Genomic DNA, 25,547 nt, shown 5'->3' with positions numbered 1-25,547 from the left:
TTTTTATATAGAAACAAATACTTAATTTTGTACAACTAAAAACTAATACAATGAAAATCGAACAAATATATACAGGTTGTATTGCTCAAGCAGCTTATTATCTTGAAAGTAATGGCGAAGCAGCCATTTTTGACCCTTTGAGAGAAGTGCAACCTTACATTGAAAAAGCAAATAAAGATAATGCCAAGATTAAATATATTTTTGAAACACATTTCCATGCCGATTTTGTTTCAGGACATTTAGATTTGGCTAAGAAAACAGGTGGGCAAATTGTGTATGGACCAACTGCAAAACCTGAATTCGAAGCTATAATTGCAACCGATAATCAGAAATTTAAAGTTGGAGATTATACCATCAAAGCACTTCATACTCCAGGTCACACACTTGAAAGTACTTGCTATTTGCTAATCGACGAAAACGGAAAACAGCATGGTATTATTACCGGAGATACCTTGTTTATTGGCGATGTAGGCCGTCCAGATTTGGCTCAAGCTTTATCGGGAGATTTAACCCAGGAAAAATTAGCTTCTTATTTGTTTGATTCGCTTCGTAATAAAATCATGCCATTATCCGATGATTTGATTGTGTATCCAAGTCATGGAGCAGGAAGTGCTTGTGGGAAAAACATGAGCAAGGAAACCACCGATACTTTAGGGAATCAAAAGAAAACCAATTACGCTTTACGCGAAGATATGACACGTGAAGAATTTACAGCCGAATTATTGGACGGTTTGGGACTTCCGCCGGCTTATTTTCCTCAAAACGTAATGATGAACATTCAAGGATATGAAAGTTTGGATACTATTATCGAAAAAAGTTTCAAGGCTTTGAGTCCAAAAGAATTCGAAACCTTGGCCAACCAATCTGAAGCTATTGTTTTGGATGTTCGTCACGAAAATGACTATGTAAAAAGCCATATTCCAAATTCGATTTTCATCGGAATTCAAGGAAATTTTGCTCCTTGGGTTGGTGCTTTAATCATGGATGTAAAACAACCTTTATTATTGGTAACGCCAGAAGGTAGAGAGCAAGAAACCATCACCAGACTTTCAAGAGTCGGTTTTGATAATGTTTTAGGATATTTAGAAGGAGGAATTTCGGCTTGGCAAGAAGCAGGTTTTGAAATCGATTCAATGCAATCTATTTCGCCAGAAGAATTTGTTTCTGGATTATCTGAAACAAGTGTTATTGTAGATGCAAGAAAACCAGGTGAATTCTCTGCAGAACATGTAGAAAATGCGTTGAATATTCCTTTGGACACCGTTAATCAAAACTTCAGTGAGGTTTCTAAAAATGAAGATTTCTATCTGCATTGTGCTGGTGGATACCGTTCTGTCATTATGGGTTCAATATTAAAATCAAGAGGAATTCATAATTTTATCAATGTAGAAAAAGGCATCAGCGGAATTCGAAATGCAGGTTTAAAACTGACGAATTTTGTTTGTCCATCAACGCTAAAATAAAAAGATTAAATTATACATAAAATTTAATCGGTTTTATAGGCTAAGCTTATAAAATTAAATACTTTTGCAATCTAAAATCATAAAAAAATAATTTTAAAAGATGAAACAAATATTTTTGTCATTACTTGCTGTTGCTACTTTGGTTTCTTGTAACAAGGTTGGAAAAAATGAATTTACAATTGAAGGTAGTGCTGATGGAGTTAAAGATGGTGTAGCTGTATATCTTCAAAAACAAGATTCAACAGGATGGGTACAACTAGATACTGTTAAAGTTGAAAACGGAAAATTTAAATTTGAAGGTGATGTTACTGAGCCAAGTTTGCACTTTATTCAAATCGATTCAACAATGGGCAAAGTTATTTTTGTTCTTGAGAATGGTGCAATCAATTTGAAAGTAAATAAAGATAGTATCAACAAGAGCGTTGTTAGCGGTACACATAGCAATGACAAATTGACCACTTATTCTAAAGAATATGAAAAAATTCAGAAGAAGATGATGGCTTTTAGAGAATCTAATATGCAAAAATGGGATGCTGCTCAAGCTGCTCAAGATACAGTGACAAGAAATGCTCTAATAAAAGAAAACCAATCTTTTCAGGAGCAGTTTTTAAAATTAACTATTGACCATGTTGAAAACAATCCTAAGTCTTATTTGGCATTGATGTTTATTGGTCAGTTGATGAATCAACCAGATCGTGATGTTGCAAAACTTACCAAGTATTTCGAAAATCTTGATCCTGAATTGAAAAATACTAAAGAAGGAAAAAAAATCAAAAAAGGACTTACTGAAATGGCTGAAGCTGAAAAAAAAAGTCCAGTAGCGATGCCACTTCCACAGCAATAGGAAGTATAGCTCCTGATTTTGCAGCTCCAGATACTAACGGTAAGAAAATATCTTTAAAGCAATCTTTAGGAAAAATCACTATTATCGATTTCTGGGCTTCATGGTGTGGACCATGTAGAAAAGAAAATCCAAATGTGGTTGCTTTATATAATGAGTTGCATTCAAAAGGGTTGAATATCATTGGAGTTTCTCTTGATACGAATGCCAATAAATGGAAAGAAGCGATAGCAAAAGATAAGCTGACTTGGGTTCAAATTTCAAACCTTCAAGGTTGGGAAGATCCAATTGCAAAGCAATATGGTATTGAAGGGATTCCGGCTACTTTATTGCTAGATGCATCAGGAAAAATAATTGCAAAAGACCTTCGTGGTGAAGAGCTAAAAGCAAAAGTTGCTTCACTTCTAAAATAATTGAATAGCCATGGAAACATGGCTATTTTTGTATTAATTAAAAAAATAAAAGCACATGAAAAAAACATTTTTTATGCTATTACTAGCAATTGGCTTAGTCTCTTTTACAGTGATTATCGACAATGAATTCACTTTGACAGGAACAGTGAAAGGATTAGAAAACGGAAAAACTGTCATTTTGGAGCGTCAGGATGAAGTTCTGGGAATGGTTCCAGTTGATACAGTTAAAATAGAGAACGAAAAATTCACTTTTAAAGGCAAAACTCCAGAACCTTCAATTCATTTTATTCAGGTTCAGGATATTCAAGGTAAGGTAGCCTTTATCCTTGAAAACGGTAAAATTAACTTTACGATTTATAAAGACAGTATTGCGAAAAGCAAAGTTGGTGGAACTAAAAACAATGAAGACTTGCAAAGTTTTAATGCTTCGGCTATGAAGATTCAAAAGAAAATGCAGGATTTTCAAGCAGCTAACATGGCAAAAATGCAAGCGGCTCAAACAAGTAATGACACTCTTACAATCAACAATTTGATGGAAGAATTTGGTAAGTTGCAGTCTGAGATGATGACAATAACTTCAAATTATCCTGAGAAAAACCCAAAATCATTTCTTTCAGTTTTGTTTTTGGATAATATGTTCAACCAGCCTGAAGTTGATATCGAAAAAATCAAAACCGTTTACAACACTCTTGATGCTTCATTGAAAGCTACAAAACCTGGAAAGACTGTAAAGACAAAGATTGATAATTTCAAGTCGTTAACAGTTGGAAGTATTGCTCCAGCTTTCTCTGGTCCAAATCCTGATGGGAAACAGGTATCTTTAAAAGAATCCTTAGGAAAAATCACAATCATTGATTTTTGGGCTTCTTGGTGTGGTCCTTGTCGCAAGGAAAATCCAAGTGTGGTAGCTCTTTATAATGAGTTTCATGCAAAAGGACTCAATATCATTGGAGTTTCTCTTGATAAGGATGCCGCAAAATGGAAAGAAGCTATTGCAAAAGATAACTTAACATGGAACCATGTTTCTAACTTACAATTTTGGAACGATCCTATAGCTCAACTTTACAATATTAAAAGTATTCCTGCTACATTTATCGTAGATGCCAATGGAAAAATTATCGCTCGAGACTTGAGAGGTGCAGAATTAAGAGCAAAAGTTGCCGAAATATTGAAGTAAGAATCACTTTTTTGGCATTAAAATAGAAAATCTCCCTCGTGGAGATTTTTTATTTTATTCAATTCCAATAGTTTAAAAATTAATTGAAATTTATCTTCAAATTTTGTTTGCAAACATCAAAACAGTTCCTATATTTGCAACCGCTTGGAACAAATACCATATTTGTTTAAGGATGGGGAGATACTCAAGCGGCCAACGAGGGCAGACTGTAAATCTGCTGTGAAAACTTCGCAGGTTCGAATCCTGCTCTCCCCACCAACAAAAACTCTTTAGGAAACTAAAGAGTTTTTTGTTTTCTATTGGCTTTCCTTTCTTTGGTAAGAGAACAAAAAAAAGACCTGAAATCATTTCAGGCCTTTGAATTATATGAAAACTAGAATTTATTTCTTGTTCTTCATTTCTTTTTCAATCATATCATAAAACTGGTCGATTTTTGGCATCACTACGATACGAGTTCTCCTGTTTGTAGTTCTGTTTTCAGCAGAGTTGTTTTCTACTAAAGGAACAAATTCTCCACGTCCGGCTGCTATCAATTGTTTTGGGTTAACGCCAAAATCTTTTGTCAAGATTCTCACGATAGAGGTAGAACGTTTCACACTCAAATCCCAGTTGTCTAATAAAGTTCCGTTGCTGATGAAAGGGACATTGTCCGTATGACCTTCAACCATACATTCAAAGTCTGGTTTGTCGTTTACTACTTTTGCAACTTTTCCTAAGATTTCTTTTGCTCTGTCGCTCACAACGTAGCTACCACTTTTAAACAATAGTTTATCAGCGATTGAGATGAAAACCACCCCTTTTTCAACATTGATTTCGATATCTGGATCAGAAATACCAACTGAACGTTTCAAGCTTGTAACCAAAGCTAGCGTCACACTATCCTTTTTAGTCAAAGCATCTTGCATTCTGGTGATTTTTAAATCTTTTTCTTTGATTGACTCTAATGCTTTTTCAATGTTTTCGGCACCTTTTGCAGACAAAGTTGTCATGTTACCCATATTGTTAATCAAATCAGAATTGTTTTTCTTCAAAAAATCGACTTGATTAGCCATTGCTTCTTTTTCAGTCAAACAAGTGTTCAACTTGATGGTGGCTGAATTCAATAAATTTTGAATTTCCTTGTTTTTATTTTCCAGTTCAGCGATTTTCTTTTTGGTTCCACAAGAGGTGGTCAAAAGGGCAAGTAATGATAATGCCAGAATTACTCTTTTCATAACGGTTGTTTTAGATTTATTTACAAAATTAGGGTTTAATAAGTTTAAAGATTCATAATGATACCTAAACTAATGTTAAAATAGCCGGTCAAAAACCTTGCCACTACGAATATAGTAACTATAAACGATACTCTTTATTTTAAAGTATTGTTTGTTTTGTTTTCCTTCTCTTTTTCTCAGATTTCGTGGAAGAAACCAATAAAAATAAAAGTGAGCTTTCAGTATCATCAAAAAGTGTTTGCCTTTTCCTTGCAACAGAAAACGAAATGCGGCAACTCCATCTAAAATCATTCGGATGAAAAGGATTGGAAAGAAACTAGACAGCGGAAGATTCTTAGTCAGCATCCATAATGAATTTCTAAAGTTCAGAAACGTTTTCATCGGGCTTCCTTCCTGTAAAGTCGCTCCTCCAACGTGAAAGACTTTTGATGAATGACAATATTTAATCGTATAACCTTTGTTGAAGATTCGCCAACACAAATCGATTTCTTCCTGATGGGCAAAAAAATCAGCATCAAACCCACCTAATTCGTGAAATACTTCGCTCCTTATAAAAAAGCAAGCTCCCGAAGCCCAAAAGATAGGGAGATCGTTATCATATTGGCCCATGTCTTTTTCTAGGGTATCAAAAATTCTTCCGCGGCAAAAGGGGTAACCAAATTTGTCCAAGAAACCGCCCGCGGCACCAGCATATTCAAAGTATTCCTTGTTTTTAAAATCCAATATTTTGGGTTGAATAACTGCTGTTTTAGGTTCTTGTAGAAACGTTTCAATTATCGGCGAAAGCCAGTTTGGAGTAACCTCAATATCTGAATTTACCAAAGCATATACATCTGCCTCAAGGTTGTTCAATGCTTGGTTATAGCCTTTTGCAAACCCATAATTTTTGTCGTTGTGAATGATTTTTACTGAAGGAAAATTAGACCTCACAAAAGCAACCGAATCATCCGTTGAAGCATTATCGGCTACATAAACAGTCGCCTCGGGAGAGTAGGCCAGAACCGAAGGCAGAAACTGCTCCAAGAGTTGCACTCCATTCCAATTTAATATGACAACTGCTATATTCATTTATAAATTTTTAAATTCCAAAAAGCAAATTCCAAATTCCAATCTGTGACTGCGACTGAATACTGTGACTGAACACCGAACACTGAACACTGAATACTGATCACTAATACCCCGGTAATTCCCTCAAAAAATCATACCGTTCGTTCTCAAAATCCATTTGGCAAAAGTAATGATTATGACCATTGGTTACCATTAAATATTCGGCCTTCATTGTCATGTTGTATCGGGCAATTTGGTCGAAAGTCGTTTGGGAAATCTTGATTTCGGGAGCTTTGCATTCCACCAAGATCAAAATCGAACCGTCGTTATTAAAAACCACCACGTCATAGCGTTTTACCAAGCCGTTGACTTTTAGCAATTTCTCAACATTAATCAACGATTTGGGATAGTTTTTTTCCTTCATGAGATACTGCACCACGTGTTGTCGCACCCATTCCTCGGGTGTGAGAATGATGAATTTTTTCCGAATTTCATCGAAGATAGCTGTTTTATTTTCGCTATTTTTGAAACGAAAGTTATAGGCAGGAAAATTGAGCTGTTGCATGAGGCAAAGATAATTGCTTAATTTGAAAATGAGATAATTTGGAAATGAGATAATTTGGAAATGAGATAATTTGGAAATGAGGTAACTTTCTAAACCGAACACCGAACACTGAACACTGACCACTAAAAAATGGATGAGGTTATAAAAATTGTAAACGATATCAAGGCTGGAAACATCAAGCCTATTTATTTCTTGATGGGTGAGGAGTCTTACTATATCGATAAATTATCAGATTATATTGAGCAGAACATCCTTTCGGAAGAGGAGAAGGGCTTTAACCAAACGGTGCTTTACGGTCGTGATGTATCGATGGAGGATATCATTGGGACGGCAAAACGCTACCCGATGATGGCAGATCGCCAAGTGGTGATTGTCAAGGAAGCTCAAGACCTGACCAAAACCATCGACAAGATCGAAAGCTATGCCGAAAACCCAATGCCAACAACGGTCTTGGTGTTTTGCTACAAATATAAAACCCTCGACAAACGGAAGAAAGTCACCAAATTGCTTGAAAAAAACGGACTCGTTTATGAAAGCAAAAAACTTTATGAAAACCAAGTAGGCGACTGGCTGAAGCGTGTTTTGGCAGGCAAAAAACTAAATATTGAGCCAAAGGCTACTGCCATGTTGGTTGATTTCTTGGGTACCGATCTGAGCAAGATTGCGAATGAATTGGACAAGCTTGCGATCATTTTGCCGCAAGGCAGTACCGTAACCCCAGAAGTTATAGAGGAAAACATTGGTTTTAGCAAGGATTTCAATGTGTTTGAATTTAGGAAAGCCATTGGCGAACGAAACCAATTAAAATCCTATCAGATTGCCCAATATTTTGCCGAAAACCCCAAAGACCACCCGATGGTGATGACCACAACCTTAGTTTTTGGCTTTTTTCTCCAGCTGTTGCAATACCACGGTTTGAAAGACAAGACACCTAAAAATGTAGCCTCGGTCTTGAAAATAAACCCTTATTTTGTAAAGGATTATGATGTGGCCCTCAAAAATTATCCGATGAAAAAAGTGAGCCAGATTGTCGCCACCTTGCGTGATACCGATGTGAAAAGCAAGGGTGTTGGAGCTTCATTGAAGGAGAGTGATTTGTTGAAGGAGATGCTGGTGAAGATTTTTAATTAGAAATTTACGATACTGATTATTGTATTTTAAAATCCCTACTTATAGGGATTTTTCTGTTGTAAGATATTGGTTTACTTTGATTTACCAATAACTTAAAGAACAGAAATTATGAAAGCAAAATCACTTTTTGTTGCATTACTATTAATAGGTATTGCATCACACGGACAGGAAATAACCATTAAAACAAATGATGGTAAAGAGCATGTCATTACTATTCAGGCTACTGAAAAGGACAAGCAGGAAAATGATTCTATAAAGTTATCAAACCTATTAGAAAAATTCAAACTCTATAATTCTATTTTTAAAGAAGAGTATCAATCCTTAGAAAAATATACTGATGCCGATCTCAATACACTAATGACAAAATCTGCAATTTCTTATAAGTATAAAAGAGATTCTATATATGATATTGCCATTAAATTGAAAAGGGAGTATCTAAAGGCAGGTAAAAAAAAGGAAAACTTGGACAAGTATTTTCCCGATGATATCAGTTTTACTGAAGCATCTAAAAATTGTTGTGAAACAAAAGAGGAAAAGAAAGAAGAAAAGAAAGATAGTAATATTGAAGAAGATAAATTTATGTATTTGAATGCCGCTGATTTTGATTTTTCAAGCAATAAATTAGGGTATGTAGGCCATATAAATTTTTATTCACCACCAACAAAAAAATATAAATTTGGTTTCAATACTGGAATATTAAAAATAAATTATTCCAATAATGATAGTATAACACGATACCGTAATGAAAATGTTCTTATTAATCCCTTAGATATTCTGCAGGTTGGCTCTAGTTATTCCAAACAATATAATCAGTATAAAACCAAAATTAGCAACACCTCCTATAGTATCTATAGCCAATTATTATTTCGGTTGATGTGTGAAAATAAGACACGCATTTTTTTACATGCACATGCGGAACTTCTTATTTCAAAACTTTCTATAGCAACATCAATCGCAACCATTCAAACAGAAACAATAACTATTAATACCTCTGATGAAATCCCAGAAAGGGCATCACCTTTTTTAGTTAAAGAGGATGTAGATAACCAAAATATTTTAAGTGGATATTTTGGGGGAGGAGTTACATTTGATTTGCTTTTTGCCAAAAAGTCCTCACTTTTCTTTCAGCCTACTTTTGGAGTCACTACTAATTATCCTCAAGTAGCTTCTGTTAATGATCAAGAAAGGATATATTATAGATTGGAAGAAGATAGAAATTGGAATGGATTTTATCTGATAAGATCCTATTACAGGCAATTTCTGGCGGATGGTTCGGAACTTATTTTAGGAGCAGATATAAGAGGTATGCTCCCTTATTATAATCCTTATTACTCTTTATATATAGGGCTCAATATAAGTATTGAAAAAATTACGGAACTCTTTAAATAGTGACTTTAAAAGAATGCGTCCTTTTTTGGGACGCATTTTTTGTTCAAGCCAGATTATCAAAAATTTTCAATCAATATCTTCGCCATTTATAATTTTCCTTAAAACTTCCTGTGCCAGCTTCATTTCCTTTGGACTCAAGGTTCTTAAATCTTGAATAGGAAACGGGATACTTTCGTTTTTCCACTCTTGTAGAGGATGTTCTTCCGTGATAGGAAAGGGTTCATCTGTAGAGCAAAACAGTTCCACGTAATGCAATCAAGATCTATGTTCGGAATCGAGGAACCGCAGCTGCTGACTATAAAGTTTGGATCATCGAATAGTACTTTTTTAAAACCGCAACCCAGTTGCGGTTTTTTTATGCAGGAAAATACCCATTTGTAGGTATTGTGCAAGTAAGGACTTGGTGGTAATTTTACTGCAAATACAGTTTGAGTTAGTTTTAGTGGTCAGCGGAGCATCCTATTAGGCTAAATAGGGTGCTCTTTTTTTTGGTGTGGTTCGAAATGATGTGTTTATTGTTGCTACAGCTTTTAAGCAAAAGCAATAGAATGAAGCCTTCTAACCTATGATTCAATTAAAGCAATGAAGTAATCTATTTCGAAAAATCACTAAAAAAACAGCTGTCAATCATTTAAAATGACCAACAGCTGTTTTTTAAATTATAGCTAAAAAAAACTATTTCAAAGATTGCATATCAATCACAAAACGGTACCGCACATCACTCTTTAGCATCCTTACATAGGCTTCATTGATGTCCTGCATCTTGATGATTTCAAGAGACATCAAGTTAATCAATATTATTTCAAATTGTCCTTGAAGAAGGTCACCAATTTATCAAATGGAATTATATCAATTTTATCATACAAATCCACGTGAACAGCATTTGGAATGATCATTAATTCTTTTGGCTCGGCAGTCAATTTATAAATGTCTTCGCTCATATAACGTGAGTGTGCATTTTCTCCAGCAATTAATAGCATTGGTCTTGGTGAGATTTCTTTTAGATGGGCTAAGATTTGCATATTAGTCAATCCAATTGCAGAAGTATTTGCCCAAGCTCCATTTGAATTTATGGAACGAGCATGAAAGCCACGTGGCGTTTTATAATAATCAAAATATTCTTTAATGAATTGTGGCTCATCTCCAGTCAATTTATCCTTGTTTGGTTGTGCACCATATTTAGGTTTTCCATTTTCAGCATCTTCCCATCGTTGTAAACTTAAAGTTTCTAGCGTTTTTGTACGTTCTTCTACTGTGGTTTTATCGTTGTATCCGTTTGAGTTAACTCTGGGAATATCATACATGCTTGTTGTGGCAACAGCTTTCACTCTTTTATCAACTGCAACAGCATTCAATGCAAAACCACCAAAACCACAAATCCCAATGATGCCGATTTTATTTCGATCTACATTTTTTTGAAGTCCTAAAAAATCAACCGCTGCACTAAAATCTTCCGTATTAATGTCAGATGAAGCTATATTGCGAGGTTCTCCACCACTTTCGCCAGTATAAGATGGGTCGAATGCCACAACGGCGAAACCACGTTCAGCCATTTGATTGGCATATAATCCAGAAGATTGTTCTTTTACAGCACCAAAAGGTCCGCTGATTGCCAATGCGGCTAATTTTTCAGTTCCTGCATTTTTTGGAAGATACAAATCTCCTGAAAGTGTAATGCCATAGCGGTTTTTGAAGCTTACTTTTTGACGGGTAACTTTGTCGCTGAGTTCAAATGTATATTGTTCTTTTGTATTCATTTTATTTTTTGATTTTGCGTTTTGGGCAAATGTTTGTCCGAAACACATTAGGAATGCAATTGCAATTATTGATAGATATTTCATTGTTGATTTTTTTTATTATTAACTAAATTATATTCGTCAGTCGAACCTGGTTCTAACCCATTTACTTGAGTTTTTTCTTCAAAATTGGTGATGTGATAGCATTGGCATTAAACCACTCGCAATTAGTACTGTCTTTGATATTTGTGTTCATAATTTTTAATTTAATTCATATTTAACTGTTACATTTCCAGCTCCCAAAGCCGTTTCCAATTCAGCAACATCATCAATTTTTCCGATTCTTGAATAGCTATATGAGGTGTTGAAACTTTCGTAAAAAAGAACCAGACAATTGTTGCCATACAGCATCAGATCTCCCGCTTGAATACTTCCTCCGCTGGCAGCATTGGTAGGTAATGTTGAAGAAAAATAAAAGAATTTTTCATTGGCGTTAAGATCGCTCATAGTAATGGTGAGTGGAAGCATTGTTTTGAATGCATTTGCAGTCACATTATCATAAAGTGTTGCCGTAAAAACAGTCGAGCCGATTGTTATTTTCATTTTCGAAGTACTTATAGTTGTTGGATTTTCAGGCTGTTTGACTTCTTCATTTTTGCTACAGGCAAAAAGCTGAAAACAGATTAAACTCAAAAGGAAAGCAGATATAGTTTTCATAGTGATGAGGTTTTAAAATTCAATTTCTTTGATGACTCTTGCAGGAATTCCAACTACGATTGTATTATCAGGAACATCTTTTGAAACGACTGCTCCAGCTGCAACCACTGCATTTTCGCCAACGGTAACTCCAGGCAAGATGGTTGCATTCGCACCAATCCAAGCATTCTTTTTGATGTGAATGGATTTGCTGATTATTCCTTTTCTATGTTTTGGATTCAATGGATGATTTTCCGTGATGAGGCTCACTTTTGGTCCTATCAGCACATCATCCCCAATGGTAATTCCACCTAATGCCAAAAAGGTGCAATCGAAATTGATAAAAACATTTTTGCCAATATTGATGTGCTTTCCGTAATTGATGTAAAGTGGTGTGAAAATGGAAAGATTGTGAATTTCCTTGTCTAAAATAACACTCAGTATCTTTGAAATCTCTTCAGGATTGGTAGTGTTATTCATCTGTGTTAGCAATTCTTTTATAGCGAATGATTCTTCTCTCAATCGCCCAATTTGGGCATCATCAGGAAGTATCGTTTCGCCATTTAGCAATCGCTCAAAAATATCTTTTTGTAGTTGATCTGGAGTGGAAATAATATTTGAATTTGACATCTTAAATTGATTTGATAATCAATTACAAAGATAGAACGACCTTTTAGCAAGCTAGTAACGATTATCAAACCAAAAGTTAAGAAAATCAAACTTCCGTCAAGCGAAATGATTTTGGATTGGCACCAGTAATTTTTTTAAAGAAATTGTTGAAATACGTTGGGTAATCAAATCCGAGTGCATAAGCAATTTCGGAAATGCTCCAATCAGTATGTTGCAAAAGGGCTTTTGCTTCTGTAATAATTCGCTCCGTGATGTGTGAAGTTGTAGATTTTCCTGTCACTTCTTTTACGGCTCGATTCAGATAATTGATATGCACATTCAAATGTTGTGCATAATGTTGTGCAGTTCTTAGTTGAAGCGGACTTTGGGTGGTTTCGATAGGAAATTGTCTTTCTAGTAATTCTAGAAAAACAGATGATAATCTTGAAGATGCATTTTTATTTTGCTCAAAATTTTCAGAAGGTTCCATTTTCAAAGACTCGTGAATAATCAGGCTGATATAATTTCTAATCAGTTCATCTTTATATACATATTCACTTTCTTGTTCTGCAATCATTTTCTGAAAAATGGTATTGAGAAAATCCCTTTGTTCGGGGGTTATTTTTAAAATTGGAGTTCCACCAATCTTAAAGAAAGAGGATTGTTGAAGGCTCTCAGAACGTTCGGAGTTTTTAAAGAATTCTGCCGAGAAAAGAATGGTGTAACCCACATAAGTAGTAGAAATGGTTTCCCAAGAATAGGGAATATGCGGATTTCCGAAAAACAGAATCGTACCTTCCTGTTCATAAGTTTTATCAGAATAATGGATTTTACTCTTCCCTGTTGTAAGGCAGATTTTATAAAATTCCTTTCTGCTGTAGGTACGTGTTTCGTTACTGTCATCTTCAATTTTAAATGCCTTAAATCCTTGAAGCTTTAGTTCATTATTAAATTCAGAAACTATTCTTATTATCTTTTCTTTCATTTTGCAAAGTTAAGAAATTCAAACTTCTATAGTTAGAATTAGTTATCATAACGTGTTTATCTTACGTTACAGTTCATTTGATATTGAAGTGATGTTGGCATTTTTATGGGGAAACCTTTCAAAATTCTTCTTTTATACATAATTATTTCCCGATATTTGCCTTTCAAAAACAACAGCTATGGGAATGAATAAGAATACCATCTTGGGATGGGCTACCTTTATAATGGTATTGATGGGGTTATTATTGATAGGCCTCGGAGCTTTTCGCTATGATGATGTGGCAGGATGGGGCTTTGCAGCAGTAGGGATTGGCTTTTTTGCTATTGCCTGGGTCTTTAGCTCATTGAAGGGTAGAGTGTAGTACCCACATAAAAAATATAATGAATCCGCTTTTTTGAGCGGATTTTTTGCGTTTAGGACTGTTTTGAAATGAATAATTAGGTAGGGTTTTTAGCTCTGGGTTTGTTCTAACAAGGAATACTTTTTTAATCCAAACCTATAAATTATGAAAACAAAATTATTCTTACTAGGACTCTTGTCCTTTTTGTATGCCAGTTCACAAGTTATCCGGCTGGTGGATTTGCCAGTTGCAGATCAGGAATCTACAACGGTTCAAGATACTCATCATCTTGTTGCTAAAAAGGCCAATCTCGATTTTGCTCCTGCAAATGACGAATGTGATACCGCTACAGAACTCACAGTAAACGGGGATTACAACTGCGGAACTGTTACTTCGGGAACACTCTTTGAAGCAACAGATTCTGGAATTGAGGCAGAAACAGGAAATGCTGACGATGATGTTTGGTTCTTTTTTACTGCTACAAATGAAATCCATAAAATTTCGTTGGACAATGTTGAAGATGATGTGGTAATAGAAGTCATGAGTGGAGCTTGTGGTGGTTTGGATCTGATTGAGTATGTAGATTTTCCCAATATGTTGGTCGTTGGCGGACTTGAAGTGGGGGTTCCCTATTATGTGAGGGTTTATTCTTATTCAGACGAGCCTCAGGAAACTACTTTTGAGATCTGTGTAGGAACACCTCCCGGGCCACCTGCAAACGATGATTGTGAAAGTGCAGTGAACCTTACCGTCAATACAGATTTCCTTTGCTCAACTGTAACTGCTGGTACACTCCAATCTGCTACCGATTCTGGAATAGAAGCAGATTTTGGTCAGGCCGACGATGATGTCTGGTTTTCCTTTACTGCAACTTCCTCTACACATAAAATTGAAGTTAGCAATATTGTAGCCAGTACGTGGCAAGGAGAAGATCTTGCAGTAGAACTATTTGAAGCAGATTGTTCGGGAACATTAGTGGAAAGTAGTGATCTAGAAACTTTTATTGTTTCGAATCTTATTCCAGAAACCGTTTATTATGTGAGGGTTTACTCTTATTATGATTATATAGTGGATACTACTTTTGATATCTGTATCGGAACGCCACCACCTCCACCAGCCAATGACGAATGTTCTGGAGCAATTGCTTTGCCAGTTGGTCAAGGTGTCTTTTGTGCAACCTCTACACCTGGAACCTTGCAATCTGCCACTGATTCTGGGGTAGAATGGGTAGAGGGAGATGCAGATGACGATGTTTGGTATTCTTTTGTAGCTTCGTCAACCTCTCATTTGATATTCCTAGAAAATATTGAAGGAAATGATACCGATCTGGCTTTTGAAGTGTTGAGTGGCATTTGTGACGAACAAAATAGCGTTCAAACATTTTATGCCAATAATGGAATTGTAACGGACCTTGAAATTGGTGCTACTTATTATCTAAGAGTCTATACGTATTATGACAATCCAAATCCGGATACTACTTTTACGGTCTGTATTTCTACTCCAGCTCCACCACCTGCAAACGATGAATGTGATGCAGCAGTTGAACTAACCGTCAATACAGATTTTAATTGTGAGGCCATCGCTTCGGGAACTATAAACTTTGCAACCAATTCTGGTATTGATGCCGAAACAGGAAATCCTGATGATGATGTTTGGTACCGCTTTACAGCTCTTTCCGAAACCCAAAAGATATCAGTTTTTAACATTCTTGGAACCACAACTGATTTTGTCATAGAAGTCTTTGATGGTGAATGTGGCGGAGAAATAGTGGTTTCAAGCGATCCTCAAACGTTTGTAGTGGAAGATCTTTCGGTAGGGACAGAATATTATCTTCGTGTTTTTACCTATAATTCTGAATTTCACTTTGGTTCTTTTGATATTTGTATTGGAACATTGCCCGACTTTCAGCCTAATGACGAATGTGAAGGAGCTACACCCTTGACGGTAAATACAAACGGATTGTGTGACGTGGTTACAACGGCTTCTCTAGCTGCTGCAACGGATTCGGGTATTGAAACCGAAGAAGGAAGCCCGGATGATGATGTTTGGTTTTCATTTGTAGCTACAGGAACAAGCCATAAACTATTGATAACCGAAACAGATGACTTTGCAGCTTTGCTAATCGAGGTGTTTGACGGAACTTGTGGACAGCTCAATCTTATCAGTGATCCAGAATCCCCTTTTGTGGATAATCTTGAAATTGGAACAACCTATTATGTTAGGGTGTTTTCTTATCAAGAGGAGCCTACGAATGTAAGTTTCGAAATCTGCCTAACCGAAAGACAAACAGCTCCACTAAACGATGAATGTGAGGGAGCGGTTGCTCTAACAGTTGATGCTGGCTATTGCAATGGTGTGCTAAACAATGGAACCAATCTTGGAAGTACAGGATCTGACTGGGAAGCCTCTCCTTGTATGGATAATCCGCAAAATGACGTATGGTTTAGCTTCACCGTTCCAGCAAACGTTGCCACTGTAAACATCTCGACCGATTTCACTGGAGCGAGTATCACTGATACTGTCTTGGCCGTATATTCTGGGACATGTGGCGATTTGATCGAAATGGAATGTAATGATGATAACGGGAATTTTTCAATGTCGATTATTGAAGATGTAGAAGTGAATGTGGGTGAAACCTATTATGTTAGGATGGCAGGATATTCACAGCTAGATGAAGGTAATTTCTGTTTGGAAATCACTACTAATGAAAGCCTATCGGATGATAATTTTGAGAGAAATACTTTGAAAGCCTATCCAAATCCAGTGAAAAACTTCTTGAATTTGAGTCATGCTTCAGCCATTAGTGATGTTGCCATTTACAACCTTTTAGGACAAGAGGTGTTTACAAGAACTGTGAATGCCAACACTGCACAACTTGATTTGTCGAATTTGGCAAGTGGAGCCTATTTGGTAAAAATAACTTCTGATACTGCTATACAAACCATCAAGATTATAAAGGAATAATTTGTTAATTGTTTTTAGTGTTTTAGCCCTGCAAGAAATTGCAGGGCTTTTGCATTTTAGATACTACGCTTGCAATACTAGGAGAAAATGAGTTCCTAATATTCTAAAAATCACCTTTGCATTGTTTTTATTTAAAACTATCTTTGTAGCTCAAGAAATAAAAAATAAATAATAGCAATAAAAAATAAAACAAATGTCAGACGATAAGAAAGTCATATTTTCGATGCAAAAATTGAGTAAGACCTACTCAAGCAGCGACAAGCAAGTATTAAAGAACATCTATTTGAGCTTTTTCTATGGGGCGAAGATTGGTATTTTGGGTCTAAATGGTTCTGGAAAATCTTCCCTTTTGAGGATTATTGCTGGAGTAGATAAAAATTACCAAGGGGATGTAGTGTTTCAGCCAGGTTATACCGTGGGTTATTTGGAACAGGAACCACAATTGGACGAAAGTAAAACCGTAATCGAGATTGTTCGTGAAGGTGTTGCCGAAACCATGGCGGTTTTGGAAGAATACAATCAAATTAATGATTTGTTCGGGCTTGAAGAAAACTATTCAGATCCAGATAAGATGGACAAGTTGATGGACCGTCAAGCAGCTTTACAGGACAAGATTGACGCTTTGGGAGCTTGGGAAATCGATACAAAGTTAGAGATTGCAATGGATGCCCTTCGAACTCCAGATCCAGACACGCCAATCAAGGTGCTTTCTGGTGGAGAGCGTCGTCGTGTGGCACTTTGCAGATTGTTGTTGCAACAACCTGATGTTTTGTTACTGGATGAGCCTACCAACCACTTGGATGCAGAGAGTGTACTTTGGTTAGAGCAACATTTGGCTCAATATGCAGGAACCGTGATTGCCGTAACGCACGACCGTTATTTCCTTGACAATGTAGCCGGATGGATTCTTGAATTGGATAGAGGAGAAGGTATTCCGTGGAAAGGGAATTATTCTTCTTGGTTGGATCAAAAATCAACGCGTATGGCTCAGGAAGAAAAGGTGGCTTCGAAGAGAAGAAAAACACTTGAACGTGAGTTGGACTGGGTGCGTCAAGGTGCAAAAGGAAGACAGACCAAGCAAAAAGCACGTTTGCAGAACTATGATAAACTATTAAACGAAGACCAAAAGCAATTGGATGAAAAACTGGAACTATACATTCCAAATGGTCCTCGTTTGGGAACAAATGTTATAGAGGCAACCAGCGTTTCAAAAGGATATGGTGAGAAATTATTGTATGATAACTTAAACTTCACATTGCCTCAGGCTGGAATTGTTGGGATCATTGGGCCTAATGGTGCTGGTAAATCTACTATTTTTAGAATGATTATGGGTGAGGAAACACCAGATGCAGGATCCTTCGCTATTGGAGAGACAGTAAAAATTGCCTATGTCGATCAATCTCATGCTAATATTGATCCAAATAAATCCATTTGGGAAAATTTTGCCGATGGTCAGGAATTGATTATGATGGGCGGAAGACAGGTGAACTCAAGGGCTTATCTATCCCGTTTTAATTTTGGCGGAAGCGATCAAAATAAAAAAGTATCGATGCTTTCGGGTGGTGAGCGAAACCGTTTGCACCTTGCCATGACTTTGAAAGAAGAAGGAAACGTGTTGTTGCTGGATGAGCCAACGAATGATTTGGATATCAACACGCTTCGTGCCTTGGAAGAAGGTTTGGAAAACTTTGCAGGTTGTGCAGTTGTAATTTCCCACGATAGATGGTTTTTGGACAGAATCTGTACACATATCTTGGCCTTTGAAGGTGATTCTGAAGTTTATTTCTTTGAAGGAAGTTTCTCTGAATACGAAGAAAATAAAAAGAAACGTCTTGGTGGTGACTTGACTCCAAAGCGTATCAAATACAGAAAATTAATTAGAAACTAATTTAGAAACTAATCCCGACTCATTGTTGGGATTATTTTTATATTTTCATGGCATAAATTTTTTAGGTGAAAAAGCTCCTTATCCTATTACTGCTATTTTCGATTTCTTTTTTATACTCCCAAACGGCACAAGACCAGCGGAAAAGTATAGAGAAGCAAATAACCCAAGCTGGGAATCATTATAGAAATGGCGATTATGAAAAATCTTTGGAAGTTTCCAAGGAGGCATTGGTGAGGTCTTTTAAAATTGATGATCCTTACTTGATAGCCCATTCCTACAACTCTATTGGTGTTGTCTATGATGAGTTTTCGCAGTCCAAAAGGGCAATAGAATTTTATAAAAAGGCATTGCAATATGCCAACCAAACCGAGAATGATTCGCTAAAGGATTGGGTATATAGCAATTTAGGCAGTGCCTATTATTACAATAAAATTGATGTAAAAAAGGGGATTGCCTATTATCAAAAATCACTCTTTTATGCCGAAAAAATTAAAGATAGTACGGAGATTGCTTATACGAAGCTCAATTTGGCAAATGCCTATTTCTCAGATGAGGATTATGAGTCGGGGTTTTCATATTTGAGTCAGATTAGATCCTACTTTGAGCGAAAAGGTGATGCAGAGGGGAAATTTCATTTGCTGAATTGCCTTGGCGTGTATTATAGCAACCAAAACCAGCCTGAACTCGCTGAAGATTTTTTTGCGAAAGCTTTAAAAATAAGCAAAGGAGAAAATTTATATGGATTGCTGATTGATTTGTATGAAAATTTGGCAGAACATTATAAACGTTACAATAAGCCTATGCTTGCCAAGGCTTATGAGAACAAACGAAAATTGATGAACGATACATTGTTTTCCGAAGAGAAGCTACGAAGTTTAGAAAAATATGCCATCCAGATTGAACTCGACGAATATAAAAGCCAATTTGAAAGGATCGAACGCGAAAATGCCACTCAGCAAGAAAAGATATCGGTTACTAAAACAGTTAGCGTGTTGCTTTTGGTGCTGATGATTGTAATGCTTTTGTTACTCTATTCTTTCTACCGAAGTAATCAATTGAGAAAAAAACTCAATGCCGAACTTCTTAAAACCAATGAAGAACTAACATTGGCAAACAAAAAAGCCGAGGAAAATGCTGAGCTTAAAACTCAGTTTGTTTCGACCATCAGCCATGAACTCAGGACGCCTTTGTATGGAGTAGTGGGAATTGCAAGTATCATCCTGGAAGAACACAAGGAGTTAGTGAACAGTAATCATTTGCATTCGTTGCGATTTTCAGCCCGATATCTATTGGCACTCGTGAATGATATTTTGCAAATCAGCAAGATGGAAGAGAACAAGATTGTACTTGAAAATGGTGTTTTTAATCTTCAAGAAGAAATCAATACGATTAAAAATTCACTTCATTTTATTGCAGATGGAAACGAAAATATCCTGACCATTGATTTTGATCCTCAGATACCGCAATATTTGATTGGAGATGAATTAAGGTTGTCCCAAATATTGATGAATCTTATAAGTAATGCTTTGAAATTTACCAAAAATGGAGAAGTAAAAATTACGGCCAAATTAGACAGGGTGGAAGGGAAAATATATTTTATTGCCTTCGAAGTTAAAGACAACGGTATTGGGATTACCAAAGAAAATCAGGAAAAGATTTTTGAAAAATTTGTACAATTAGAACGGAAAAGCGACGACTATCAAGGAACAGGACTCGGATTGTCGATTGTAAAAAGGCTTATCGAGTTGTTCAAAAGTAGCATACAGCTTGAAAGCAAGGAGAATGAAGGAACAAAATTTAGCTTCGTAATAGGCTTTGAAAAAGCAATTGAAAATAAACAGCCCCAAATTAAAAATGAAAACGTGTTAGAAAATCTCAATATCCTAGTGGTTGAAGATAATAAAATCAATCAGATGGTTACCCAAAAAATCATCGAACGACAACAGCACCGTTGCAAAATGGTAGAAAATGGATATGATGCTATTGAATTGATTCAGAAGCAACATTTTGACGTAGTTCTGATGGACATCAATATGCCAATTATTGACGGATATGAAACTGCAAAAAAAATGAGGAGTCTCGGTATCACCACACCCATTATCGCACTTACGGCTTTCGATAAAAATGAAGTCGAAAACAAAGCCGATGATGCCGGAATCGATGATGTGGTCATTAAACCTTTCAATCCCACGGCATTATTTGAGGTTATCTCCCAACAAATTTTAAAGAAATAAACTGCTAGCCCTTTTGGCGTAAGAAAATCTTGTAACTATATAGTTGTATTGTATAAGCGTTGCTGTATTTGGAATCTCTATTTTTACCAAGTAAAAAAGCAATTAAACAAAAATTTTACGCTATGAGAAAAAAAGCACTTTTACACAAATCATGGGGATTATTAAAAGCCACTTTTAAGGAATTTGATGAAGACAATGCTATAAAACTCAGTGCCTCGTTGTCCTATTATACGATTTTTTCGTTGCCTCCTTTATCTATTATAATTTTATACATCTGTGGTATTTTTTTCGGAAAAGAAGCGGTAAATGGTCAGTTTTTCGGTCAGATAAATGGATTGGTAGGGAATGATGCCGCGACCCAGATTCAGGAAACAATCAAGAATATACAACTTTCGGACAGTAATGTTTTTGCAGCGGTTTTTGGTGGGATTATGTTGCTAATTGGAGCTTCGGGGGTTTTTGCCGAAATTCAAAGCTCTATCAATTTTATTTGGGGACTGAAAGCCAAACCCAATAAAGGTGTCATGAAGTTTATCAAAAACAGGCTGATGTCTTTTTCCATGATTGCTTCAGTTGGTTTCTTGCTGTTGGTGAGTTTAACAGTCAATACAGTTATGGATTTGCTCAATGCACGATTGGTACTTTATTTTCCTGATGCAACGGTCTATTTGTTTTATATTCTGAATATTATTATTCTTTTTGCCAGTACCACCATTTTATTTTCGATTATCTTTAAAACCTTGCCAGATGGTGATATTGCTTGGAAAGATGCCTTGATAGGCTCAAGTTTTACCTCCATTTTTTTTATGATAGGAAAATTTGCAATTGGATTCTACCTAGGAAATTCAACAGTGGCAACGGTGTATGGAGCAGCCGGATCAGTAGTTATTATTTTAGTGTGGGTATATTATTCGGCTATTATATTATACTTTGGAGCAGAATTTACCAAGGTATATGCCCGAATGTATGGGAAGAAAATCATCCCGAATGATTATGCAGTAACGATACAAAAGGAAATTTTTGAAATTGAAGAGGCAGAGAATAAATAATCTTATAACATTTTTGAAATATTCTATAACAAATTCAGCGCTTAAAAACCCAATTTTGTAATAGATATAACGACAAATAAAAACACACCATCATGGGAAATTTATTATACACCATAGCAGTAATTTTAATTATAATTTGGGCCATTGGATTTCTTGGTGGATTGGTCACAGGAAGCATTATTCACCTGTTGTTAGTTATTGCAGTAATTGCAATTATAGTAAGACTTATTCAAGGCAAAAAGCCTTTATAATAAGCATTAGAGATGTACATTTTTGTTTTGTAGATAAACCTAATTGGACTAAAATTTAATGCATTTGTTTCCCTACAATTGTATTTTTTTACAAAGATTATGTTTTAATTGTTTTTGGTGAACGACCCTTCGGTTTTATATCGAGGGGTCGTTTTTTTTATCTCTACTTTGATTTTTCTCCAACAAAATAATCAGAGTTCGATTTAAAAAGTACATTAAAAGTGGTGAGACTTCCATAAATTCGAGTGATGTATTGTTGCAAATCTACTTTCTCGGAATTATCCAAATTGCTGGCATTTATCTTTTGCTCCATAACTCTTAATCGGTCGCGAACCATCACTATTTTATTGAAGAAAGTATCAATTGGCACGTCTTTTCCTGCTACACCAGCTTGTCCTGGATCCAAAATTAATTTTCCACCTTTCCACTTGTCAGCAATTGGAACGATTTCAGTCACATCTGACCATTTTCGTAAAATGTTTTTCAAACTGGTTTCCACATCATAAAAACTGATGGTGTCCACTTCATTATCGGCTGCTTCAATGACCTCAAACTCACTGTTTAACGCTATGGTTTCCAATCCGTTTTCGATAAATGTAACCCAATATTCTTTTGTGGAAACGTTTGTAACTACACCTTTTCCATATTCAGGATGGTTGATTCGAGAGCCTATTCCAAGTATTTTCATGTTCTAAAGTTTAATTTTTACGAATGTAGAAATCTATTTTAAAGAATCCAAAATTTGTATTTATTTTAAAACTCTTTCATTCTAAAAGCACTAATTTTAAGAAGTAGATTAATTCACTATCATGGAAATCAAAAAAATGTATATTATGAAAAAACTAACTTTATTATTGGCTATTACTTTCGGATTCATTGTGTCGTGCGACTCTAAGAAAGCTGTTGCCACAACTGGATCAAATTCTCTAGAAGGAAATTGGGAACTCAACTATATTTCAGGACCTCGGATTGCCTTTGAAGGTTTGTATCCCGATCAGAAACCCAACATTACTTTTGTCTTGAAAGAAAATAAAGTGATGGGAAAAAACAGCTGCAACAATTATTCGGGCAAGATAAAAGTAGAGGCCAACACTATTTCTTTTGATGAAAACGGAATGATTTCGACTAAAATGTTTTGTGGTGGAGAAGGTGAGAGTGTGTATATGAATACGTTACAAAAAGTGAATGGCTATTCGATTTCAGATGATGGAAAAACGCTAAACTTGTTGATGGGTGATATTGCAGTGATGCGATTTGATCGAATTTATAAGGTCATGGAGTAGCGACAGAATTGTGTAACATTAAAAGTTAATATTGTAAAAACCCCGTTGATGAAATACTGTAATTTAGTACTATAAGAAAATTAGAACGGTAACGATCATAATTAAATTAAAACTAAACCAATAAAAATTCAAATCATGGGAAATTTACTTTACACAATCGCAGTTATTTTGGTAATTATTTGGGCTTTGGGATTCTTCGGAGTTCTTGGAGCTGGAATAGCAACAGGAGGATTAATCCATATCTTGTTAGTAATAGCCGTAATTATCGTGCTTTTAAGAATCATCCAAGGAAGAAAACCACTTTAATTGTAGTTTTCTAAAGGAAACAAAAAGCCGTCTCGTTAAATTCAACGCGACGGCTTTTTTCATTACAAACTATATAAACCTACTAAAAAATTCTAGAAGCAATATTCATTTTCTGCAATCAATTTTGAAGCAATTGTTTCACGCAAGGCCACCACGTTTGGAAGGTTGGTGTATTTTGTAAAACGTTTCAATCCCATCAACATCATTCTTTGCTCGTCGCCTTCAGAGAAAGAAGCAATTCCTTCTTTTCCTTTAGCATTTACAATATCAACGGCTTTGTAGAGATACAATTGTGCCATTGCGATTTGCTCTTTCACATTTTCCTGACCTTTTGATTTGGCCAATTTCTCCGTTCTCAAAATCACAGACTCTGCCATATAGATTTCAATCAAGATATCAGAAGCGGCCATTAATAACTGTTGGTGAGCATCTAAATCCGGACCATATTTTTGAACAGCAGCACCCGCTACCATCAAGAATACTTTTTTCAATTTGGCCACAATTTCTTTTTCTTCTGCAAATAATTCGCTGTAATCTGGTGTGTTGAAATCAGGAATTCCCATCAATTCTTCTTGAACTTTCATGGCTGGACCTAATAAATCTACATGACCTTTCATGGCTTTCTTTACCAACATTCCTACAGAAAGCATACGGTTGATTTCGTTTGTTCCTTCGTAAATTCTAGCGATTCTGGCATCTCTCCAGGCACTTTCCATTGGAGTATCTTCGGAGAATCCCATTCCACCCAAAATTTGAATTCCTTCGTCAGCACAGTTTTGAATGTCTTCAGAAATAGCTACTTTTAGAATAGAACATTCAATTGCAAATTCTTCAACACCTTTCAATTCAGCATCCTGGTGGCTTTCACCGTTTGCAACTCTTGCATCAATTCTTTCCTCTACATTTTTAGCAGCACGATAAGCCGCACTTTCTCCTGCATAACAAGACGTTGCCATTTCAGCAATTTTAGAACGAATGGCTCCAAAGCTGGCAATTGGTGTATTGAATTGGATTCTTTCATTTGCATATTTTACAGCTCCAGAAGTGACCCTTCTTTGAGCATCCAAACAGGCAGCACCTAATTTGATACGACCCACATTCAAGGCATTCATTGCAATCTTGAAGCCATTTCCTCTTTCCGAAAGCATATTCTCCACAGGTACTTTTGTATCACTAAAGAAAACCTGACGAGTAGAAGAAGCACGGATTCCGAGTTTATGCTCTTCCTCGTTCATCGAAATTCCGTTTGAAGGATCATTTTCTACGATAAAACCGGTAATATTTTTGTCATCTCCAATTCTTGCAAAAACAATGAAAAGGCTACAGAAACCAGCATTAGAGATCCACATTTTTTGTCCTGTGATTTTATAATGTGTTCCATCTTCAGATAAAACGGCTTTTGTTTTTCCAGAATTGGCATCTGATCCCGCTCCTGGTTCAGTCAAGCAATAGGCTCCAAACCATTCACCCGAAGCTAATTTTGGAACATATTTTTTCTTTTGTTCTTCCGTTCCGTATAAGGTGATTGGCATTGTTCCGATTCCGGTATGTGCTCCAAAAGCTGTCGAGAACGAACCTGTTGCTCCCGAAATATAATCGCAAACTAGCATTGTGGAGACGAATCCCATTCCGAGTCCGCCATATTCTTCAGGAACCGCAACTCCAAGAAGTCCAAGTTCGCCCGCTTTTTTCATACACTCTTCGGTGAAAGCGTAGTCCTTATTTTCAAAGCGATTTTTGTTAGGCCAGATTTCCTTGTCCACAAATTCCTTGACCATCTGTTTCATCATCAATTGCTCCTCCGAAAAATCCTCAGGAGTAAAGATGTCTTCGCTTTTTGTTTCCTTAACTAAAAACTGACCACCACGGGTTACGTCTTTTTCAATTGTATCTGCCATTTTGATATTATTTTAATATTTTTATTTATAATCAATCACCTCAATCTTGTCATTCCGACGAAGGAGGA

General features: G+C 36.0%; 24 protein-coding genes, 1 tRNA gene and 1 pseudogene. 15 read left to right on the top strand and 11 right to left on the bottom strand.

Features of this window, described 5'->3' with window-relative positions; genetic code table 11:
• The first annotated feature begins 50 nt into the window (after positions 1-50).
• The 5 genes from G508_RS0109540 to G508_RS0109520 all read left to right on the top strand — a co-directional run bounded on the left by G508_RS0109540 (position 51) and on the right by G508_RS0109520 (position 4,152).
• Positions 51-1,463, top strand: a complete 1,413-nt coding sequence (locus G508_RS0109540; RefSeq protein ID WP_026705101.1) for an MBL fold metallo-hydrolase — start codon at positions 51-53, stop codon at positions 1,461-1,463.
• Positions 1,464-1,563: 100 nt separating this feature from the next.
• A complete protein-coding gene (locus tag G508_RS18805; RefSeq protein ID WP_051197536.1) occupies positions 1,564-2,307 on the top strand; it encodes a DUF4369 domain-containing protein in 744 nt (247 codons plus the stop codon).
• The gene (locus G508_RS0109530; protein WP_084625953.1) at positions 2,304-2,717 is read left to right on the top strand and encodes a redoxin domain-containing protein; all 414 of its coding nucleotides are present in this window, start codon (positions 2,304-2,306) and stop codon (positions 2,715-2,717) included. Before G508_RS18805 ends, G508_RS0109530 begins: the two co-directional genes overlap by 4 nt.
• A 55-nt stretch (positions 2,718-2,772) precedes the next feature.
• Positions 2,773-3,894 carry a TlpA disulfide reductase family protein gene (locus G508_RS0109525; protein ID WP_026705099.1) on the top strand — a complete coding sequence of 374 codons (1,122 nt, stop codon included), beginning with the start codon at positions 2,773-2,775 and terminating at the stop codon, positions 3,892-3,894.
• 174 nt (positions 3,895-4,068) lie between these two features.
• A tRNA-Tyr gene (locus tag G508_RS0109520) sits at positions 4,069-4,152 on the top strand.
• Positions 4,153-4,274: 122 nt separating this feature from the next.
• On the opposite strand, the gene G508_RS0109515 is transcribed toward G508_RS0109520, so the two are convergent.
• The 3 genes from G508_RS0109515 to G508_RS0109505 form a co-directional block, all read right to left on the bottom strand.
• Positions 4,275-5,108: an OmpA/MotB family protein gene (locus G508_RS0109515; protein ID WP_026705098.1), complete on the bottom strand. Its 834-nt coding sequence runs from the start codon at positions 5,106-5,108 to the stop codon at positions 4,275-4,277.
• Positions 5,109-5,183: 75 nt separating this feature from the next.
• A complete protein-coding gene (locus tag G508_RS0109510) occupies positions 5,184-6,176 on the bottom strand; it encodes a glycosyltransferase family 2 protein (RefSeq protein ID WP_026705097.1) in 993 nt (330 codons plus the stop codon).
• Positions 6,177-6,279: 103 nt separating this feature from the next.
• Positions 6,280-6,720 (bottom strand): type I restriction enzyme HsdR N-terminal domain-containing protein, encoded by a 441-nt coding sequence (locus G508_RS0109505; RefSeq protein ID WP_026705096.1) that lies wholly within the window; start codon positions 6,718-6,720, stop codon positions 6,280-6,282.
• A 129-nt stretch (positions 6,721-6,849) separates the two neighbouring features.
• Here G508_RS0109505 and holA point away from each other — a divergent pair, with 129 nt between their 5' ends.
• Both holA and G508_RS0109495 read left to right on the top strand, forming a co-directional pair.
• A complete protein-coding gene (holA, locus tag G508_RS0109500) occupies positions 6,850-7,851 on the top strand; it encodes a DNA polymerase III subunit delta (RefSeq protein ID WP_026705095.1) in 1,002 nt (333 codons plus the stop codon).
• Between the two features lie 108 nt (positions 7,852-7,959).
• Positions 7,960-9,240, top strand: a complete 1,281-nt coding sequence (locus G508_RS0109495) for a hypothetical protein (RefSeq protein ID WP_026705094.1) — start codon at positions 7,960-7,962, stop codon at positions 9,238-9,240.
• Between the two features lie 66 nt (positions 9,241-9,306).
• Here G508_RS0109495 and G508_RS0109490 read toward each other — a convergent pair whose 3' ends face one another.
• From G508_RS0109490 to G508_RS0109465, 6 genes and pseudogenes are all read right to left on the bottom strand, one after another.
• Positions 9,307-9,495: a hypothetical protein gene (locus tag G508_RS0109490; protein WP_157485947.1), complete on the bottom strand. Its 189-nt coding sequence runs from the start codon at positions 9,493-9,495 to the stop codon at positions 9,307-9,309.
• Positions 9,496-9,915: 420 nt separating this feature from the next.
• Positions 9,916-10,017 (bottom strand): annotated as a pseudogene (locus G508_RS20105) (zinc-binding dehydrogenase); the annotation flags it as partial.
• Positions 10,018-10,037: 20 nt separating this feature from the next.
• Complete coding sequence (locus G508_RS0109480; RefSeq protein WP_026705092.1) at positions 10,038-11,081, bottom strand: alpha/beta hydrolase; 1,044 nt, start codon at positions 11,079-11,081, stop codon at positions 10,038-10,040.
• Positions 11,082-11,237: 156 nt separating this feature from the next.
• A complete protein-coding gene (locus tag G508_RS0109475) occupies positions 11,238-11,693 on the bottom strand; it encodes a cyclophilin-like fold protein (protein WP_026705091.1) in 456 nt (151 codons plus the stop codon).
• Positions 11,694-11,705: 12 nt separating this feature from the next.
• Positions 11,706-12,302: a DapH/DapD/GlmU-related protein gene (locus G508_RS0109470; RefSeq protein ID WP_051197534.1), complete on the bottom strand. Its 597-nt coding sequence runs from the start codon at positions 12,300-12,302 to the stop codon at positions 11,706-11,708.
• A gap of 85 nt (positions 12,303-12,387) precedes the next feature.
• Complete coding sequence (locus tag G508_RS0109465) at positions 12,388-13,266, bottom strand: helix-turn-helix domain-containing protein (protein ID WP_026705089.1); 879 nt, start codon at positions 13,264-13,266, stop codon at positions 12,388-12,390.
• Between the two features lie 178 nt (positions 13,267-13,444).
• Here G508_RS0109465 and G508_RS18800 point away from each other — a divergent pair, with 178 nt between their 5' ends.
• From G508_RS18800 to G508_RS20100, 6 genes are all read left to right on the top strand, one after another.
• Complete coding sequence (locus tag G508_RS18800; RefSeq protein ID WP_035694501.1) at positions 13,445-13,627, top strand: CAL67264 family membrane protein; 183 nt, start codon at positions 13,445-13,447, stop codon at positions 13,625-13,627.
• Between the two features lie 144 nt (positions 13,628-13,771).
• Complete coding sequence (locus tag G508_RS19530; RefSeq protein ID WP_026705088.1) at positions 13,772-16,570, top strand: T9SS type A sorting domain-containing protein; 2,799 nt, start codon at positions 13,772-13,774, stop codon at positions 16,568-16,570.
• Positions 16,571-16,763: 193 nt separating this feature from the next.
• The gene (ettA, locus tag G508_RS0109450; RefSeq protein ID WP_026705087.1) at positions 16,764-18,458 is read left to right on the top strand and encodes an energy-dependent translational throttle protein EttA; all 1,695 of its coding nucleotides are present in this window, start codon (positions 16,764-16,766) and stop codon (positions 18,456-18,458) included.
• A 65-nt stretch (positions 18,459-18,523) separates the two neighbouring features.
• Complete coding sequence (locus G508_RS0109445; RefSeq protein ID WP_026705086.1) at positions 18,524-20,692, top strand: tetratricopeptide repeat-containing hybrid sensor histidine kinase/response regulator; 2,169 nt, start codon at positions 18,524-18,526, stop codon at positions 20,690-20,692.
• Positions 20,693-20,814: 122 nt separating this feature from the next.
• On the top strand, positions 20,815-21,741 hold the full coding sequence (locus G508_RS0109440; RefSeq protein WP_026705085.1) for a YihY/virulence factor BrkB family protein: 927 nt from the start codon (positions 20,815-20,817) through the stop codon (positions 21,739-21,741).
• Between the two features lie 92 nt (positions 21,742-21,833).
• On the top strand, positions 21,834-21,992 hold the full coding sequence (locus tag G508_RS20100; protein WP_157485945.1) for a lmo0937 family membrane protein: 159 nt from the start codon (positions 21,834-21,836) through the stop codon (positions 21,990-21,992).
• Between the two features lie 163 nt (positions 21,993-22,155).
• On the opposite strand, the gene G508_RS0109430 is transcribed toward G508_RS20100, so the two are convergent.
• The gene (locus tag G508_RS0109430) at positions 22,156-22,680 is read right to left on the bottom strand and encodes a hypothetical protein (protein ID WP_026705084.1); all 525 of its coding nucleotides are present in this window, start codon (positions 22,678-22,680) and stop codon (positions 22,156-22,158) included.
• A gap of 145 nt (positions 22,681-22,825) precedes the next feature.
• Between G508_RS0109430 and G508_RS0109425 the strand changes: the two genes are divergently transcribed.
• Entirely contained in the window at positions 22,826-23,275 is a 450-nt protein-coding gene (locus tag G508_RS0109425) for an META domain-containing protein (RefSeq protein ID WP_026705083.1), read from the top strand.
• 135 nt (positions 23,276-23,410) lie between these two features.
• Entirely contained in the window at positions 23,411-23,581 is a 171-nt protein-coding gene (locus tag G508_RS20095) for a lmo0937 family membrane protein (protein WP_157485935.1), read from the top strand.
• Positions 23,582-23,673: 92 nt separating this feature from the next.
• Here G508_RS20095 and G508_RS0109415 read toward each other — a convergent pair whose 3' ends face one another.
• The gene (locus G508_RS0109415) at positions 23,674-25,479 is read right to left on the bottom strand and encodes an acyl-CoA dehydrogenase family protein (RefSeq protein WP_035694498.1); all 1,806 of its coding nucleotides are present in this window, start codon (positions 25,477-25,479) and stop codon (positions 23,674-23,676) included.
• Between the last annotated feature and the right edge of the window lie 68 nt (positions 25,480-25,547).

This window comes from Flavobacterium soli DSM 19725, assembly GCF_000422705.1.
In the GTDB taxonomy this organism is placed as follows: Bacteria; Bacteroidota; Bacteroidia; order Flavobacteriales; family Flavobacteriaceae; genus Flavobacterium; species Flavobacterium soli.
This window is presented reverse-complemented; position numbering and strand designations above follow the sequence as displayed.

Bases quoted from the DNA above. Each gene is read 5' to 3' on its own strand.
- G508_RS0109510 (WP_026705097.1), bottom strand. From the start codon at position 6,176: ATGAATATAGCAGTTGTCATATTAAATTGGAATGGAGTGCAACTCTTG.
- G508_RS0109425 (WP_026705083.1), top strand. From the start codon at position 22,826: ATGAAAAAACTAACTTTATTATTGGCTATTACTTTCGGATTCATTGTG.
- G508_RS0109430 (WP_026705084.1), bottom strand. From the start codon at position 22,680: ATGAAAATACTTGGAATAGGCTCTCGAATCAACCATCCTGAATATGGA.
- G508_RS0109465 (WP_026705089.1), bottom strand. From the start codon at position 13,266: ATGAAAGAAAAGATAATAAGAATAGTTTCTGAATTTAATAATGAACTA.
- ettA (WP_026705087.1), top strand. From the start codon at position 16,764: ATGTCAGACGATAAGAAAGTCATATTTTCGATGCAAAAATTGAGTAAG.
- G508_RS0109495 (WP_026705094.1), top strand. From the start codon at position 7,960: ATGAAAGCAAAATCACTTTTTGTTGCATTACTATTAATAGGTATTGCA.
- G508_RS0109470 (WP_051197534.1), bottom strand. From the start codon at position 12,302: ATGTCAAATTCAAATATTATTTCCACTCCAGATCAACTACAAAAAGAT.
- G508_RS0109540 (WP_026705101.1), top strand. From the start codon at position 51: ATGAAAATCGAACAAATATATACAGGTTGTATTGCTCAAGCAGCTTAT.
- G508_RS19530 (WP_026705088.1), top strand. From the start codon at position 13,772: ATGAAAACAAAATTATTCTTACTAGGACTCTTGTCCTTTTTGTATGCC.
- G508_RS20100 (WP_157485945.1), top strand. From the start codon at position 21,834: ATGGGAAATTTATTATACACCATAGCAGTAATTTTAATTATAATTTGG.
- G508_RS0109515 (WP_026705098.1), bottom strand. From the start codon at position 5,108: ATGAAAAGAGTAATTCTGGCATTATCATTACTTGCCCTTTTGACCACC.
- G508_RS18805 (WP_051197536.1), top strand. From the start codon at position 1,564: ATGAAACAAATATTTTTGTCATTACTTGCTGTTGCTACTTTGGTTTCT.
- G508_RS0109505 (WP_026705096.1), bottom strand. From the start codon at position 6,720: ATGCAACAGCTCAATTTTCCTGCCTATAACTTTCGTTTCAAAAATAGC.
- G508_RS0109440 (WP_026705085.1), top strand. From the start codon at position 20,815: ATGAGAAAAAAAGCACTTTTACACAAATCATGGGGATTATTAAAAGCC.
- G508_RS20095 (WP_157485935.1), top strand. From the start codon at position 23,411: ATGGGAAATTTACTTTACACAATCGCAGTTATTTTGGTAATTATTTGG.
- G508_RS0109480 (WP_026705092.1), bottom strand. From the start codon at position 11,081: ATGAAATATCTATCAATAATTGCAATTGCATTCCTAATGTGTTTCGGA.
- G508_RS0109475 (WP_026705091.1), bottom strand. From the start codon at position 11,693: ATGAAAACTATATCTGCTTTCCTTTTGAGTTTAATCTGTTTTCAGCTT.
- G508_RS18800 (WP_035694501.1), top strand. From the start codon at position 13,445: ATGGGAATGAATAAGAATACCATCTTGGGATGGGCTACCTTTATAATG.
- G508_RS0109415 (WP_035694498.1), bottom strand. From the start codon at position 25,479: ATGGCAGATACAATTGAAAAAGACGTAACCCGTGGTGGTCAGTTTTTA.
- G508_RS0109525 (WP_026705099.1), top strand. From the start codon at position 2,773: ATGAAAAAAACATTTTTTATGCTATTACTAGCAATTGGCTTAGTCTCT.
- holA (WP_026705095.1), top strand. From the start codon at position 6,850: ATGGATGAGGTTATAAAAATTGTAAACGATATCAAGGCTGGAAACATC.